The following is a 15,737-nucleotide window of genomic DNA, read 5'->3' as shown; positions in this document are numbered from 1 at the left end:
CCCATGCGGTCTGAACAAAAGTAGTGTTACCCTAACCAAGGCTGGTTGTTGGCGCGTTGGGTTTCATAGCTTGATATTTGTGGTGAAAATTGTTCGCTGGCGCCGATAAAATCCAGGCCACTTAACAAACGCTGTTTGATATCAGGGTCTATCTGAAAACCTACAGCAGCGTTATTGCCCAGAATAATCTGCTGGCCAGCCAAATCTATTTTCCACTCTTGTGTGCCTTGTTGGCAGCGGCTGAATAAAAACTCGATATTGGATGCGCTCAGGCTAATCAGTAACATGCCGTTGTTAATGCTGTTATTAAAGAAAATATCGGCAAAACTTTCGGCAATCACTACGTTAAAACCATACTGCTGAATAGCCCATGGCGCATGTTCTCGGCTGGAGCCGCAACCGAAGTTAGCCCGGGTCAGCAGAATAGAAGCGCCTTTGTATTGCGGGGCGTTTAACACAAAGTCAGGGTTAGGTGTTTCGTTCGCCAGATAACGCCAGTCATAAAATAAGGCTTCGGCAAAACCGTCACGGCTGACCGAGGTTAAAAACTGCTTCGGAATGATCTGGTCAGTATCGACGTTGTTTTTATCTAAAGGACAGACTAATCCTTCTGCAAAAATCTGGCTCATTGGTTGTTTCCCCCCACGCTTTCAAAAGACGAAATATCAACAAAACGACCGGCAATAGCTGCAGCCGCTGCCATAGCAGGGCTAACTAAATGGGTGCGGCTGCCGCGACCCTGACGGCCCTCAAAATTGCGGTTTGAGGTGGAGGCACAACGTTGGCCTGCTTCAACTCTGTCATCGTTCATACCTAAACACATAGAGCAGCCTGGTTCACGCCATTCAAAACCAGAAGCTTTAAAGATATCAGCTAAACCTTCGGCTTCAGCCTGACGTTTCACCTGACCTGAACCCGGCACTATCAAAGCACGAACACCAGAGGCCACTTGTTTGCCTTGCACCACAGCAGCAGCCTGACGTAAATCTTCAATCCGGCTGTTGGTACAGGAACCAATAAAGACCACATCGACTTTCAGGTCAGTTAATTTCTGGCCCGCTTCAATACCCATATAGGTCAAAGCTCGGCGCGCGGCATCAGCTTTAATTAAATCGCTGAACGATTCAGGGGAAGGAATTGGCTGATCGACAGCTATCACTTGTTCAGGGTTAGTGCCCCAGGTCACTTGGGGTCTGATACTCTCCGCGGCAATAGTTACTGTTTTATCAAAGACTGCATCCGCATCTGAATACAGGCTTTGCCAATAGCTAACGGCTGCATCCCAGTGCTCTGCTTGTGGTGCATGAGGTTTGCCTTTTAAATAGCTAAAAGTCACTTCATCCGGCGCTATCAAACCTGCCTTGGCACCCATTTCAATGCTCATATTACACAGCGTCATACGGCCTTCCATACTCATGCCGCGAATAGCAGAGCCGCAGAATTCAGCCACATAACCATTACCACCAGCAGTACCTAACTGGCCTATTACCGCCATAATTACATCTTTAGGGGTAACAAAAGGCGATAACGAACCTGTGACTTCCACTTTTAAAGTTTTCGCCACTTGCTGCTGCAAAGTTTGAGTCGCCAGCACATGTTCTACTTCGGACGTACCAATACCAAAGGCGATAGCACCAAAAGCACCATGAGTCGAGGTATGGGAATCACCACAAACAATAATCATACCCGGCTGAGTTAAGCCAAGCTCAGGGCCTATCACATGCACTATGCCTTGGTCCGGATGCAGTAAATCCAGTAAAGGCACATTAAATTCTTTGCAGTTGGCTGCCAGTGCTTCCAACTGTTTACGCGAGGTTTCCCCCGCGGCGTCAATGCTGCGCAGCTGAGTCGAGACATTATGATCCATAGTGGCATAAGTTAAATCAGGACGGCGCACAGTGCGTCCCGCCTGGCGTAAACCGGCAAAAGCCTGAGGGCTGGTGACTTCATGTATTAAATGGCGGTCGACAAATAACAAGTCGGTGCTGCCATTCACAGCGGCCACTACATGGCTTTGGTAAATTTTCTGATATAAGGTTTTAGCCATCATTAAGCTCTCTTTGTCTCTATTGCATTTAAGGCTGCAATCACTGCTGCGCCTACATCTGCTGTGCCGTAATTCGAAGCTGCATTAATATCCCTTGTCACTATGCCTTGCTCCAAAGTACTGGCAACGGCCTGCTCAATAGCCCGGGCTGCAGCTTCTTCGGCAAAACTGTACCGCAGCATTAAAGCAGCGCTTAAAATCTGCGCTATTGGATTGGCAATTCCTTTGCCTGCGATGTCCGGTGCAGTGCCACCGGCAGGTTCATACAAGCCAAAGTTGGAGCCATTTAAACTGGCTGAAGGCAATAAACCTAAAGAGCCGGCAATGGCGGCAATTTCATCTGACAAAATATCGCCAAACAGGTTATCGCATAACAACACATCAAAATGCTGCGGAGCGCGAATTAGCTGCATAGCGGCATTGTCGATATACATATGTTCCAGTTGTACTTGTGGGTAGTCTTTAGCGACACGTTCTACTACTTCACGCCATAACACACTGGTCGCCAGCACGTTGGCTTTGTCGATAGAGGTGACTTTATTGCGGCGTTTAGTCGCAGCTTCAAAAGCCACCCGGCTAATACGTTCAATTTCGCTGACACTGTATTTTTGGGTATCAAAAGCTACGTCTTCAGTACGGCCTTTTTCACCAAAATAAATACCACCTGTCAGTTCACGCACACATAAAATATCCATGCCTTGACTGCTGATTTTGGGATGCAAAGGCGATAACTCGGCAAAAGCCGGATAAATCTGGCCAGGGCGTAAGTTACAAAACAAATCAAAAGTTTTGCGCAGTGGTAATAAAGAGGCGCGCTCTGGCTGCTGAGCTGGTGGCAGGCTGGTCCACTTAGGGCCACCAACAGAGCCAAATAAAATCGCATCACTGTTTTTACACAAGTTCAGTGTGTCATCTGGTAAAGCTACCCCTGTAGCATCAATAGCAGCTCCACCAATTAAGGCTTCAGTCGATTGAATGCCAAAACCAAATTTTTCTGACACCACAGCCAGTACTTTTAACGCCTGAACCATCACTTCAGGGCCAATACCATCTCCGGCTAATACGGCAATTTTATAATTTTTCATTGTTACTTCTCTGTCTGTGATTCAGATAAACGGCGAGCCTGCTTGGCGGCGTCTACCTGTTTGCTGCGTTCAATTAAATTTAAGACATGCACATAAGCCAAGACTGAAGATCGCACTATGTCAGTGGCTAAGCCAGCGCCGTGATAACGGCGACCCTGATGTTCGGCAATAATATCCACCTGGCCCAAGGCATCTTCACCGCTGCCTTTAGCCTGTAAGTTAAAGTCGACCATCTTGACGTCAGTGCCAACAATACGCTGAATAGCCTGGAATGAAGCTTCTACAGGGCCATTGCCTGTGGCCGCTTCTGTATGGGTTTCGCCATTAATGCTAATGCCCACAGTAGCGCTGGCAACGTGGCCTGTATGAGTGGATGAGCTTAAGAATTCCAGTTTGTACGGCTCGTTGGTGTCCTGTAAGTTCTGGAAAAACACCAGCGCTTCTAAGTCGTAATCAAAGACACGACCTTTTTGGTCGGCTAAAGTGACAAAAGCTTGGTAGATTTCGTCTAAGTTGTAATCTTCAGTGGTGTAACCCATTTCGCTTAAGCGATGCTGGATCACAGCGCGGCCAGAGCGGGAGGTCAGGTTTAATTCGTTCTGACGAATACCCACTTGTTCAGGAGACATAATTTCGTAGGTGTTTTGCGCTTTTAATACGCCATCCTGGTGAATACCTGAGGAGTGGGCAAAAGCGTTTTCACCGACAATAGCTTTGTTTGGCTGAATAGGCATATGGCAAATCTGGCTGACCAAATGGCTGCTGCGGTAAATCTCAGTGCTTTTAATGTCGGTGTAAAACGGCAGAATGTCCGGGCGGGTTTTGATAATCATCGCCACTTCTTCTAATGAACAGTTACCTGCGCGCTCACCAATACCGTTGACTGTGCATTCAATCTGACGGGCACCTGCCTGCACTGCAGTGATGCTATTCGCGACAGCCAAACCTAAATCGTTATGGCAGTGCACACTTAAAATGGCCTGATCGATATTTGGCACTTTATTACGCAGATCAGTAATGATGCGGGCAAATTCATTCGGTATGGTGTAGCCGACAGTGTCCGGAATATTAATAGTGCGGGCGCCGGCTTTAATAGCGGCTTCGACAATACGGCATAAATCATCAATAGGAGTGCGGCCTGCATCTTCACAGGAGAACTCGACATCGTCGGTATAACGACGCGCCAGCTGAATAGCGGCAACAGCCTGTTCAGTGGCTTGTTCTAAAGTACGGCGTAATTTGTACTGTAAATGCAAAGGGGATGTCGCGATAAAGGTATGAATACGGCGACGCTCAGCATTAGCCAAAGCCTGACCACAAGCTTCAATGTCAGCGCTGACAGCACGGGCTAAACCACAAATAATAGGGCCTTTGACCTGGGTTGCTATGCTTTGCACCGACTCAAAATCACCTGGCGATGACACAGGGAAACCCACTTCCATTACATCGACATTTAAGCGGGCGATAGCATGAGCCAGCTGAATTTTTTGCTTATGGCTTAAACTGGCACGCAACGCCTGTTCGCCGTCTCTTAAGGTGGTATCAAAAATCCAGATTTTGTCCTGACCACTCATCACATTTTCCTCATTGATTGATTTAAACCCGTTCTGGTGGCCTTGGTTAAAACAAAAAACCCCGGCCTGTGGCACGGGGTTTTTAGTTTACTGGTACAGTCGTTTTACCAATGCACAAAGCCCCGTGGCCTGTTGAGGAGCACGAGGAGTGTGAGCAGGTTAGCAAAACGCTGGTTTAAATTCATTGTTGTTTGGGTCTTCATTGGGTTTAATTTATACAACTGTTACTAGTAATATCACGGCAATTTGGGCTTTGCAACAGTATAGACGGCTAAATATCTAAGTATTTTTGTTGCCGCTGAATCTGTCGCTGAAATCATAGTTTGACATAAAGAAACCATAGCGTGACAAATTGAAACCATAGATTGACATAATTTCTGATTTTGTAGTTTTATTACATAATTTATGGCCAGCTAAATCAGTTAGTTACGCTGATTTACAACCAATCAATGACAAAGTTGACTAGTTCACTAAGTCTTCTACACTTTACATACACGAAATTGCTCTGATTATTGTATATGTACATCAGAAATTTACGCAAAGCTTCACCAGTAAAAACTTTATACAAGTTCGCCAGCGCCAAAGTTGGTGAAACCATAATGTGTGAAGGCTCCATCGAATTTGACGCCTGCTTTCACCATGAATTTAATAATTCGGTTGAAAGCTTTCGCAGTCAGCCGCAAGGCTTTTACTATGAATTTGATGGCAAACGCTTACCCTATACTCCCGATACTCTGATTAGGTATGTCGATGGAAGGCTCGTTTTCCATGAGTATAAACCCTTTCGTAAAACCTTAGACCCAATTTTTAGAGCTCGGTTTGTAGCGAAGCAGGCCACCTCCAGCTCATTAGGAATAGAGCTTATCTTGGTGACTGAGAAACAGGTTCGGGTAAACCCTGTGCTAAATAATCTCAAGTTATTACACCGATACTCTGGGCCACATGAAGTCAACAACCGTCAGCGTACGCTGCTTAGTGAGCTTCAAAGTTCTGGGCCTATTCGGCTCAATCAGATAGCTGAAGAGCATAGCCTTCCATTAGGTGAAACTCGTGCTCTAGTAATTACGTTAATAAGTAAAGGCTTGTTAGCTACTGATTTGGAGGGAGAAGATTTAACTCTAAATCCTTTGGTATGGAGCTCGGAATGAAAGAATTTAAAGACGAATTTGTTAACACAGATAATGCTGTAAAACCAACCCCGCCAGCCCAGTATGTCAAACTTAAAGATTCAGAAATTATTGAGCGTGATTTGGATACCTTCTCTGACCCTCTGCAGCAGGAAGCTATTCATCGATACAAGGTTATTGCGCTGGTTGATAAAGAAAACAAAGGCGGCTGGACTCAGAAAAATATTGACCCCATTTTAGATAAGATTTTCGCTGCTGATATGGCAAAAAGGCCTAACTGGCGAACACTGGTCCGTTGGCGTCAAAGTTACTTAGAGAACGGTGGCGGTTTTGTATCTTTAGTTGCGAAACGCCATGCAATGGGAAATCGGAAAAGCAGAGTACAGGGAGACGAAGTCGTTTTTGGAAAAGCATTATCGCGTTTCCTGGATTCAAAGAGGCCCAGTATTATTGATGCGTACCGGTATTATTGCGATAGCATCGAACTGCTAAATGAGGGCGTTATTGAAGGCAAGATCCCTAAGATTTCATATACAGCGTTTAGAAAAAGAGTTCAGTCATTACCTCCTTACCCTGTTGCATTAGCAAGACATGGAAAGTTTACTGCAGATCAATGGTTTGCTTATTGCTCTAGTCATATCCCGCCCACAAGAATATTAGAGCGAGTTGAAATTGATCATACTCCACTAGATGTGATCCTTATTGACGATGACCTCTTGGTCCCTATTGGCAGGCCCTATTTAACTTTACTCATTGATGTGTTCAGTGGCTGTATTTTAGGCTTCCACTTAAGTTATAAATCACCATCTTATGTTTCAGTTGCAAAAGCAATCGTCCATGCCACCAAACCTAAAAATCTGGAAGGATTGAGTATTACACTCCAAAATTCGTGGCCATGCTTTGGAAAAATAGAAACACTTGTTGTTGATAATGGCGCCGAGTTTTGGTCATACAACTTAGAGCAGGCATGTCGTGAATCAGGAATAAATGTCCAATACAATCCGGTTCGTAAACCATGGTTAAAACCAATTATTGAACGCTTTTTCGGCGTCATCAATAAACATTTTTTAAGCGATTTCCCTGGAAAGACATTCTCTAACATTTTAGAGAGAGAAGAATATAATCCGCAAAAAGACGCTGTCATCCGCTTCTCTACCTTTGTGGAAGAGTTCCACCGGTGGATTGTCGATATTTATCATCAAGACGCAAATTCTCGACAGACCAGAATGCCAATTTTGCGTTGGCAACAGAGTTTTGATTCCTTACCGCCCTTAAAAATGGAGCCAGAAGATGAAAAGCGTTTCGACACTTATATGTGGATAAGTACAGAAAGGACATTGACTAAAAATGGCTTTAAATATGAAGAGCTAATGTACGACTCAGTGGCGTTAGCTGAGTACCGTATGAATTACCCTCAGACTAAAGAGAGTGCCGAAAAGCTTATTAAAGTGAATCCTGATGACCTCTCTAGTATTCGGGTTTACCTTGAGGAGTTAAATGGATATTTAACTGTTCCTTGTGATGATCCTGTTGGCTACACGAAAGGTTTGAGCCTTCATGAACATAAAGTAATTAAGGCTTACAATCGCGAGGTTATACGTGAAAGTATGAATCCTTTAGGTCTTGCTAAGGCACGGATGGCTATGCGCGATAGAATCAAAAGTGAGCAGGATTTGTTTGCGGCTTCGAAAGGTGTTGTGAGAATTAAAAACCTGAAAAAGCATGCTCAGTTTGCTGATATTAGTAACACTGGGCATGGCTCAATTAAGATTGAGCACTCTGACAGTTTAGTTGAACCTAAAAAGGATAGTCCTGCCTCTACCAAAAAGAATAATATTCTTGAAAGCTGGGATGATGATGCAAGCTCTCTGGAGGCGTTCTAAGAATGAGCTTTAGACTTTTGCAAAATGAGCAGCTTCAGGCCTTTAGCGACAGTCTGGTTGAGCATACACAAGTAAAAACCATTTTCAGCGATTTTGATGATTTGCGAATGAATCGACTCTTTCAATCTGACCAGCAATGTATGCTGTTAACCGGAGATACAGGCGTCGGCAAGAGTCATCTAATTAATCATTACCGAAAGCGAGTATTAGCGTCGCAACACTACGGGCGTGAACGTATGCCCATACTTATAAGTCGAATAGCAAGTAATCAAGGGTTGGATGCAACGTTGATTGACATGATTTCTGATTTAGAGTTGTTCGGTAGTGCGCAAAGAAAAAAAAGAGGGTATCAAACAGACTTAGTGACTACGCTGGTTAATAGCCTTATCCGGGCTGAAGTCGAACTCTTGATCATCAATGAATTTCAAGAGCTTATTGAGTATAAGACACAGAGAGAGCGTCAGGCCATTGCAAATGCGCTTAAGTTTATCAGCGAAGAAGCGAAGGTCCCTATTGTGCTTGTTGGAATGCCTTGGGCTGATCACATAGCAAAGGAGCCACAATGGTCGTCACGGCTGGTTCGTAGAAGACGGCTTGATTATTTCAGTATAGTTAATGATCGTGCGTATTACTTGCGATACCTCAAAGGCCTAGCGAAGCATATGCCTTTTGATACTCCGCCAACATTGGAAGATGCTGATATCGCAATTGCGCTTTTCGCTGCAACTCAAGGTGAGAATCGAAAGTTAAAGCACTTACTTATTGAGACAATAAAAATTGCTATGGTCTGCGGCGCGAAAACATTAGACGTCAGTCATTTTGTTGAAGTTTTTGACAAGCTTTTTTCAGAAGAGTCTTCTTCGTCTCGGAAGCGAGTTAATCCCTTTACTCAGAAAGCTGATGAGATCAAGATTTCAGAGGTTGTAGAGCTATCCAGGTATATTCCAAATGCTTCAGCCCCTATTGGTCGTATGTTTTCTTTACCTCAAACCCTAATCGAGATTAATGGAAACCCTCGTTGGAATGAGAATCCAATACCATACGAGGCTTTGAGCATTTTGTTATGAACATTTTCCAGATAATCACCAATGTACATTAGTTGCAATGAGCTGGCTTTAACGCACCGCTCGGATTGAGGTAACAACCAAATACAGGATAGTTATCTATGCAAATAGAAACAGGAAAAAATAAAGAAAAATGGCAGCATAAAATAATTCGTTGGCTTTATAACGGAACTCCATATCTACAAGAAGATAATTTATATACGTTACAGCTAACTCCTCCAAAATTCTACAAACTCAGTGCCGACGCAGGATTACTATTTGACTGGCATCACGAACTTCAACGCTCGTATCCACCTTATTTGCCAAATGACCTGGCTGAAGCATTAAAAAAATTAGTTGTTACTGAAAAACATGAAATACCCGACTTCGATTTCTCTAATATTAAGAGTCTTTCTGCATCAAAAAGCTTTGGTCCTTCACTTTGGTCTCCAAGCATTAACGGTAGTTGGTTCGCTGATGCAGCATCTTGGGGCCAAGCTATGTACCCATCGGATAACCTTTCGGGCTTAGATGATAGCGATTGGGAGCAAAACATTTGGTATATAGAGAATCGAGAGGGTTTTTCGAAGAGCAGGCCTATTACCGTCAATTATTTTGAGTGGTTAAATAGGTATGTGGGGGTGCAGTCAGGCGGATCTCACCATACAGCTATGGTTCTTCACCAAATAAAAAATCAGAAACGAAGCTATAAGCGACATGCTGTTGTAACAAAGTATTCTCTGAATTCAGAAGGGCTCGCTAACCTTCTAGATAATTATTGCATGTTCGTCGCTTCTAGAAAATTGCATGCCCCGAAGCTTTCAGACTCAGATGATGTGACTATAGACCAAGCAGTCAGTGAATATATATCTTCCAATGTGTACACCCTTGCAATACACCGCAGCGTAAACGATGCAGTAATGTGTTTTATCCCCTACAAAGACTTAAAAATAGGTAATCATGTTTTCCAGCAATGGTATAAAAACCAAATAGCTAGGAAGACTATTATCCCGTTACTCGATTTAGTGGATAACACTTTGGAGTACTGTACGACCCCTTACATGCATGAAATTCATAGCTGTCATCTGGGTGATCCTACAAGGACAAATGACAAAATAGCAAAGAGTATATCGACAGTATCTAGTGGCTAGACTGCTTTAAAATAGCACGGTGCCAGACAAGCTGACCCCGTGTTTTTACCAAGGTGCGTATCCATCCGGCTGTTTTGCAACGCCGATACAGCCTTTCTCATCAGATATGTATCGTTATCATCCACTGCATTAATCCGAATCCCGTTCCAGCTGATTTGCTTGAACATTTGAGGTAGAGCCAAGGCTTGGCGGTCAGATAACCATGTAGTGATATTGGAAATACCTCCTCAGAGCCTAAAGTAGTTAGACTATTTGATGGACAATATATTAATAAAAACAAGTGATTACTGAATGTTGCGACTTTTATGAACTATGAATTTCATCTACCGCTTAAAAATTTGTATTCTGTAGCGTTACACGCTACACTGTGATCAATAAATGATCGGTGCGGAGTTTTTAATGAAAAACGATAGTAATTTTCCTCACTTAGGTGCGTACATAAAGAGTCAAGTAATTCCTAAAGGAACTACAGTAACGAAAGCAGCCGAACTATTAGGGGTTGGTCGTCCAGCACTTTCTAACTTACTCAATGGTAAAGCATCGCTTTCAACAGATATGGCAAAGAGATTAGAACAAGTTTTTAACTACCCAAGCAAAAATCTTCTGGCAAAACAAAGTATTTATTCTGAAGCTAAAGCCCCACTAAGTGAAAATCAAATAATCACAAAAACGTACGTACCTCCCTTTTTAAATTTAAAAGCAAACGATATTGAGCAATGGGCGTCGTCCCAAATATCTGCAAGAACACGACTCCCCGTTTTTATTCGAACGCTGGTCAACTCCACAGGATTCAAACTTACAAAAGTAGACTTCCCAGGGAATGACGATGGTGAACGCCCTGAATGGGATGGATATGTAGAAGCCGATGAAGCTACCCCATGGATTCCGAGAGGAGTGTCCGGCTGGGAATTTGGGGTAAATGCAAATCCCAAAGGTAAAGCAGACGATGACTATAAAAAAAGCGTTAAAAACGTGAGTGAGCAAGATAGAGCAAGTATGACTTTTGTGTTTATCACTCCTCGGCGCTGGACAGGAAAAAATAACTGGGTTGAATCTAAAAAAAGTGAAAAGCTATGGGGGGATGTTAGAGCTTACGATGCAAGTGATCTTGAGCAATGGTTAGAACAATCTCTCGCCGCACAAGCATGGCTAGCGAATGAGACTCATGCCACAGCGAAAGGGGTTAGAACTCTAGAAAAATGCTGGACAGATTGGGCAACAGTTTCAGAACCACCATTGTCAAAAATGTTGTTCCATTCTTCGGTTCAAGCATCTAAGCGCATAGTACTATCAAGATTATCTAAACCTGTCGAAGGACCAATCATTATCGCTGCTGATTCAACAGAGGAGGGATTGGCTTTCATATCTTTACTGTTAAGTGAAAATGATGAGAATGGATTCGCGCATTATAGAGATCAGACTCTGGTATTTGATGAGCCTGGGACGTTATCCAAATTGGCCGAGAGCAGTCAAACTTTTATACCAGTGATTTATGATCGGAAAATTGAGCAGGAGCTAGCTCCTTATGCACATAAGTTCCATTCGATTGTCGTTTACCCACACAACGTGTTAAACACTGAACCCCACGTCATTTTGAAACCAGCCAGTGAAGAATCGTTCAATATAGCTATGGAAGATATGGGGAAAAACCGCGATGAAATACATCGCCTAGCAATTGAATCAGGTCGTTCCCCTACAGTCCTCAGACGCCGGTTATCCAAGGTTCCTGCTGTTCAACTCCCCCATTGGGCAAGTGAGTACCAAACAAAAATAGACTTGGTCCCGTTCCTATTTATTGGTGCTTGGAATAGTCAAAATGATGCAGATAAGTGCTGTTTAGAGCTTATTTCTGGCAAAGCAAAATACTCTCAATTAGAACGTGAATTCCGAAAACTAGCTCAGTTAAACGATTCACCTGTTTGGATGACAGATGGTTACTATGGGGTTGTTTCTAAAATAGATTTACTTTTTGCGATCAGTACTGTGGTTACCAGTGAGGATCTTAAACGTTTTTTCGAAGTATCAAAGATTGTGTTAGGAGAAGATAACCCTGCTTTAGATTTAGATGAAGACAAAAGATGGGCTGCCTCTATTTATGGTAAAACTCGCGAATTTTCAGGAGTGTTTCGTGAAAGTATCTCTGAAACATTAGTTTTGCTATCAATACATGGTGACACATTATTTAAAAATTTTATTAACTTTAGCGTGTCAGCAGAGATCTCTGGTTTAGTGAAAGAATTACTGGATACACCTCTAACGATTCGAACGCTAGAAGCTAATCAGCAAGATCTTCCTCTGTATGCAGAAGCTGCCCCAAATGAGTTTTTGTCAATTTTGGAATCTGATTTAAAAAGTGCAGATCCAGTTATAAAAAAATTAATGCGACCCGTTGGAACAGGAATATTCCACCACCCGAGTCGGACAGGATTGCTTTGGGCTTTAGAAAGCCTCTCTTGGAATCCTTTGACCTTTCCCAGAAGTGTATCAATTCTGGCTGAATTAGCTCAGATCGAAATAGAAGATAATTGGGCAAATAAACCTATCAACTCGCTGCTTTCTATTTTCAAATCTTGGATGCCTCAGACTGCAACAAATTTGGAAACACGCATAATGTTGGTAAAACGCATTATAAGTAAGTATCCCTATGTAGGATGGAAAATATGTATTAATCAGTTTCACCCGCATAACACCATTGGTGACTACAATCGTAAGCCTAAATGGAGAACTGATGGGTATGGATTTGGAGAGCCATTAAAAGACTCAACTGAAATACAGTCATTCATCAATGAAATGTTGTCACTAGCACTCAATCGTGATGAATACACGTTCTCAATGCTTACAGATTTATTAGATAGAATCCGACATCTAGGTGGATCACATCAAGAACAGATTTGGTTAATAATAAAAAAATGGGCAGAAACCAAAGCAACAGATAAAGAAAAAGCACAGTTGCGTGAAAAAATCAGAATCACTCTATTTTCTCGGCGCGCAGTTAAAAAAACCAGCCTCAGTGCTTTCGCAAGAGAAGTTTATGAAAATCTAGAGCCCAAAGATCTACTAAACAAATATAGTTGGCTTTTTCAACAGGGATGGCCAGAAGCATCTGTTGATGAATTTGAAGAAAATGAAGACTTAGATTTCAAAACCCAAGAAGAAAGAGTTATGCAGTTGAGATCTGTAGCGCTAAAAGAGATCTTGACTCAAAAAGGTATTCCAGGATTGATGGAGTTAGCAAATCAAGGGAACTGCCCTCGGGAAATTGGTTGGCTTTGCTCAAAAGCAGTGATGGATAAAGTGAATCTTGTCAATCTGTTAAGACAATCTTCAAAGGTAGCGTTAACAAAAAATACTGACTCTATTTCACAAAAAAGTCTTGTATCAGGTGCTTTAGCCGCTTTTGAAAATGAAATAGAACGAGAGACAGTCATTCAACAAGTCGCCGAGGGCATGTCATTAAGTGAATATACAGAACTACTTTTATTGGCTCCCTTTAGAAAGTCCATATGGATGCTTGCAAAGAGCAAAAACGCTGATGCAGAAAAGTTGTATTGGAGCAAGGTAACTCCTTCCCACATATATTCTAGTGAGGAAGAGAATATAGAAGCAGTGTATAGACTGTTGGATATCAAAAGGCCGAGAGCCGCCTTTACAACTATTCAATATCATTTAGATAAAATAGAAATAAAGCTCCTGTACCGCCTGCTGTCAGACATAGCTAGAGGAGAGGATGAGGACACTGAACATTATAGGCTAGATAGCTATCACGTAAGAACAGCATTCAAGCTGATAAATGCAACGACAAAGTTGACGTTGGATGAAAAAGCATGGCTCGAATTTGCCTACATGGAAATGCTATCGTCTAGATCAACTGGAGAACGCAGCAGTAACTCAATCCCCAATTTAGAAAAATATATCGAAAATCATCCCGAAGTCTTCGTTCAAGCTATAACTTGGGCCTATAAAAGAAAGGATGAACTTTCTGACCCCGAAGAACTGCAAATTTCAGATAAAAGTAGAGACAATTTAGCGAAGAGAGGTTACCACTTGCTCGAAGCTTTAACTTTAATTCCTGGACAAAATAATCTAGGGGAGTTAGAGATCGAACGCTTAAGGCTGTGGGTTTCAAGAGTGCGTGGATCTTGTAACGAACTTAGCCGTGCTGAGGTAGGAGATCTTTGCATAGGTAAACTATTTTCTTCTTCACCTATTGGTAAAGATGGCCTCTGGCCATGCGAAGAAGTAAGAGAGGTAATAGAAGAAATTCAGTCAGAACCCATGATGGAGGGAATTAGAACTGGCGTCTTTAACTCACGAGGGGTGACCACCCGCTCATTTAACGATGGTGGAAATCAGGAAAGGGAATTGGCTGAAAAGTATAGAGCCTTTGGCAATAAACTTTTACCGTCTCATCCATATGTAGCCACAAATCTACTCTTTTCAATAGCGGAATCTTATGAATATGACGCAGAACATCACGATGCAGCTGTAAATATCAGAGCTCGTTTGGTGAAAGGTTAAAAAATAAAACCCTGCCAGTTAGCAGGGTCTTAAATAAAATTAGGATGGCCCTAATTAACAGGGCCAGGACGAACCTAGTGTCAATCACCAGTATGGTAGCTGGGAGAGGACTAAGCCTAGGGCTGCGATTTGAGTATAGCAGCACTAAACGATGATTTAAAGTGATCAAGTATGAACTGGAATGATTTAGAAAGGCTGTTCTCACCTGCTCGATTAGGCCGTTACAGCGCAGCTAGGGCTGGTGATACGACAAAAGCCGCACTCGATTATACTTATAATCTGCAGCTATCTGAAGCTATGATGCCAATGCTCAACGTTTTAGAAATCGCCTTGCGGAATGGTATCCATACTCGGCTAAGTGCGCTTTATGGAAGAGAAGACTGGTGGGAGACTTGGGTTGCAGATACAAACTTCAACTGGCAAAATAAAGAAGTCGCCTACGCAAAAGCAAAGCTCAACAGACGCCATGAACCTCAAACTCCGGACAAAATAATCGCAGAATTAACTTTTGGATTTTGGAGTTCGCTTTTTAACACCCAATTCCAACATGTTCTATGGAAAGACTTACGCCTAGTATTTACACGCTGCCCTAAACATCAAAGAAAACGCCATAATATTTCATCAGCACTAAACCAGATACGAGACTTGCGGAATAGAGTATTTCATCATGAACCACTTTTGTGGTTAACACCTACGTTAATTCAACAACATTCAGTAGGGGTAATGGTTATAAACTGGCTTGAACCTGATCTTGCGGTGTGGCTAAACACCCAAGATCGCTTACCTACCAAATGGGCAGAATGGAATATAACATCAGATTGATTAGAGTAGTAAGAGCATTTAGTTGTACTAGTTCAGACTTGATCTCCCTAATAAATATCTGCTTTGCCTTAATTGCGGACATTCGATTTTTAGTGCGCTAAACATCAAATCATCTTAGCTTACCAAATTCATTGTGCTGCTGCAGACGTGCAGAAGCAAACCATGTCCGGCAGCAACGATGAGACTTTGGTAAAACTCAGCCTTATTGAGATATTTTTTCCAACCAAATTCCGTCTTAATACCATGTTTACTCATCAGGCCATGCAACCGGCCAACAATGCGGTGCTTTTCATCCCGAGGGCATTGCAGCGCTCCGATGACAATATAGGGTTGAGACGTGTCAGAAATGTGGCGACTATTCGTCGCAGTAGACGTTGTAGATAGTCATAGAATTTCCTAAGCAGAAGACAAACCCAGCTTGTCAAAGAATGCTTGGTTACGCTCCTTGGCCGCTTTTGCGTATTCTGCCCCAAAGTGAACACCTATT

General features: G+C 42.7%; 11 protein-coding genes. 6 read left to right on the top strand and 5 right to left on the bottom strand.

What is annotated here, in order from left to right; translation table 11 throughout:
* Positions 1-26: 26 nt before the first annotated feature.
* The 4 genes from leuD to leuA are packed head-to-tail and all read right to left on the bottom strand — an operon-like array spanning position 27 to position 4,706.
* Complete coding sequence (gene leuD, locus EMM73_RS15670) at positions 27-629, bottom strand: 3-isopropylmalate dehydratase small subunit (RefSeq protein WP_127687746.1); 603 nt, start codon at positions 627-629, stop codon at positions 27-29.
* Positions 626-2,050: a 3-isopropylmalate dehydratase large subunit gene (gene leuC, locus EMM73_RS15665; protein ID WP_222422683.1), complete on the bottom strand. Its 1,425-nt coding sequence runs from the start codon at positions 2,048-2,050 to the stop codon at positions 626-628. Before leuC ends, leuD begins: the two co-directional genes overlap by 4 nt.
* On the bottom strand, positions 2,050-3,132 hold the full coding sequence (gene leuB, locus EMM73_RS15660; protein WP_127687744.1) for a 3-isopropylmalate dehydrogenase: 1,083 nt from the start codon (positions 3,130-3,132) through the stop codon (positions 2,050-2,052). The genes leuC and leuB overlap by 1 nt, the downstream gene beginning before the upstream one ends.
* A gap of 2 nt (positions 3,133-3,134) precedes the next feature.
* On the bottom strand, positions 3,135-4,706 hold the full coding sequence (gene leuA, locus EMM73_RS15655; RefSeq protein WP_127687743.1) for a 2-isopropylmalate synthase: 1,572 nt from the start codon (positions 4,704-4,706) through the stop codon (positions 3,135-3,137).
* 518 nt (positions 4,707-5,224) lie between these two features.
* Here leuA and EMM73_RS15650 point away from each other — a divergent pair.
* The 4 genes from EMM73_RS15650 to EMM73_RS15635 all read left to right on the top strand — a co-directional run bounded on the left by EMM73_RS15650 (position 5,225) and on the right by EMM73_RS15635 (position 9,910).
* A complete protein-coding gene (locus tag EMM73_RS15650) occupies positions 5,225-5,854 on the top strand; it encodes a TnsA endonuclease N-terminal domain-containing protein (RefSeq protein WP_127687742.1) in 630 nt (209 codons plus the stop codon).
* Entirely contained in the window at positions 5,851-7,716 is a 1,866-nt protein-coding gene (locus tag EMM73_RS15645; protein ID WP_127687741.1) for an integrase catalytic domain-containing protein, read from the top strand. The genes EMM73_RS15650 and EMM73_RS15645 overlap by 4 nt, the downstream gene beginning before the upstream one ends.
* Positions 7,717-7,718: 2 nt before the next feature.
* Complete coding sequence (locus EMM73_RS15640) at positions 7,719-8,783, top strand: TniB family NTP-binding protein (protein ID WP_127687740.1); 1,065 nt, start codon at positions 7,719-7,721, stop codon at positions 8,781-8,783.
* Between the two features lie 98 nt (positions 8,784-8,881).
* The gene (locus EMM73_RS15635) at positions 8,882-9,910 is read left to right on the top strand and encodes a DUF6685 family protein (protein ID WP_127687739.1); all 1,029 of its coding nucleotides are present in this window, start codon (positions 8,882-8,884) and stop codon (positions 9,908-9,910) included.
* Here the strand turns inward: EMM73_RS15635 and EMM73_RS20610 are convergent.
* Positions 9,907-10,122 carry a DUF7706 family protein gene (locus tag EMM73_RS20610; RefSeq protein ID WP_458351832.1) on the bottom strand — a complete coding sequence of 72 codons (216 nt, stop codon included), beginning with the start codon at positions 10,120-10,122 and terminating at the stop codon, positions 9,907-9,909. The genes EMM73_RS15635 and EMM73_RS20610 overlap by 4 nt on opposite strands.
* Positions 10,123-10,309: 187 nt before the next feature.
* On the opposite strand from EMM73_RS20610, the gene EMM73_RS15630 reads away from it, so the two are divergent.
* Positions 10,310-14,428, top strand: coding sequence for a helix-turn-helix transcriptional regulator (locus tag EMM73_RS15630; RefSeq protein WP_127687738.1), 4,119 nt, complete (start codon positions 10,310-10,312; stop codon positions 14,426-14,428).
* A gap of 171 nt (positions 14,429-14,599) precedes the next feature.
* Complete coding sequence (locus tag EMM73_RS15625) at positions 14,600-15,250, top strand: Abi family protein (protein WP_127687737.1); 651 nt, start codon at positions 14,600-14,602, stop codon at positions 15,248-15,250.
* Positions 15,251-15,737: the final 487 nt, after the last annotated feature.

Origin of the sequence: Rheinheimera sediminis, from assembly GCF_004005375.1 — a bacterium.
In the GTDB taxonomy this organism is placed as follows: domain Bacteria; phylum Pseudomonadota; class Gammaproteobacteria; order Enterobacterales; family Alteromonadaceae; genus Pararheinheimera.
The sequence above is the reverse complement of the archived record's forward strand: the minus strand, read 5'-3'. Positions and strand labels throughout refer to the sequence as shown.

What these genes read in the sequence shown, in the direction of transcription:
- EMM73_RS15625 (WP_127687737.1), top strand. Translation starts at nt 14,600, where the DNA reads ATGAACTGGAATGATTTAGAAAGGCTGTTCTCACCTGCTCGATTAGGC.
- EMM73_RS15650 (WP_127687742.1), top strand. Translation starts at nt 5,225, where the DNA reads ATGTACATCAGAAATTTACGCAAAGCTTCACCAGTAAAAACTTTATAC.
- leuB (WP_127687744.1), bottom strand. Translation starts at nt 3,132, where the DNA reads ATGAAAAATTATAAAATTGCCGTATTAGCCGGAGATGGTATTGGCCCT.
- EMM73_RS15645 (WP_127687741.1), top strand. Translation starts at nt 5,851, where the DNA reads ATGAAAGAATTTAAAGACGAATTTGTTAACACAGATAATGCTGTAAAA.
- leuC (WP_222422683.1), bottom strand. Translation starts at nt 2,050, where the DNA reads ATGATGGCTAAAACCTTATATCAGAAAATTTACCAAAGCCATGTAGTG.
- leuA (WP_127687743.1), bottom strand. Translation starts at nt 4,706, where the DNA reads ATGAGTGGTCAGGACAAAATCTGGATTTTTGATACCACCTTAAGAGAC.
- EMM73_RS15630 (WP_127687738.1), top strand. Translation starts at nt 10,310, where the DNA reads ATGAAAAACGATAGTAATTTTCCTCACTTAGGTGCGTACATAAAGAGT.
- leuD (WP_127687746.1), bottom strand. Translation starts at nt 629, where the DNA reads ATGAGCCAGATTTTTGCAGAAGGATTAGTCTGTCCTTTAGATAAAAAC.
- EMM73_RS15635 (WP_127687739.1), top strand. Translation starts at nt 8,882, where the DNA reads ATGCAAATAGAAACAGGAAAAAATAAAGAAAAATGGCAGCATAAAATA.
- EMM73_RS15640 (WP_127687740.1), top strand. Translation starts at nt 7,719, where the DNA reads ATGAGCTTTAGACTTTTGCAAAATGAGCAGCTTCAGGCCTTTAGCGAC.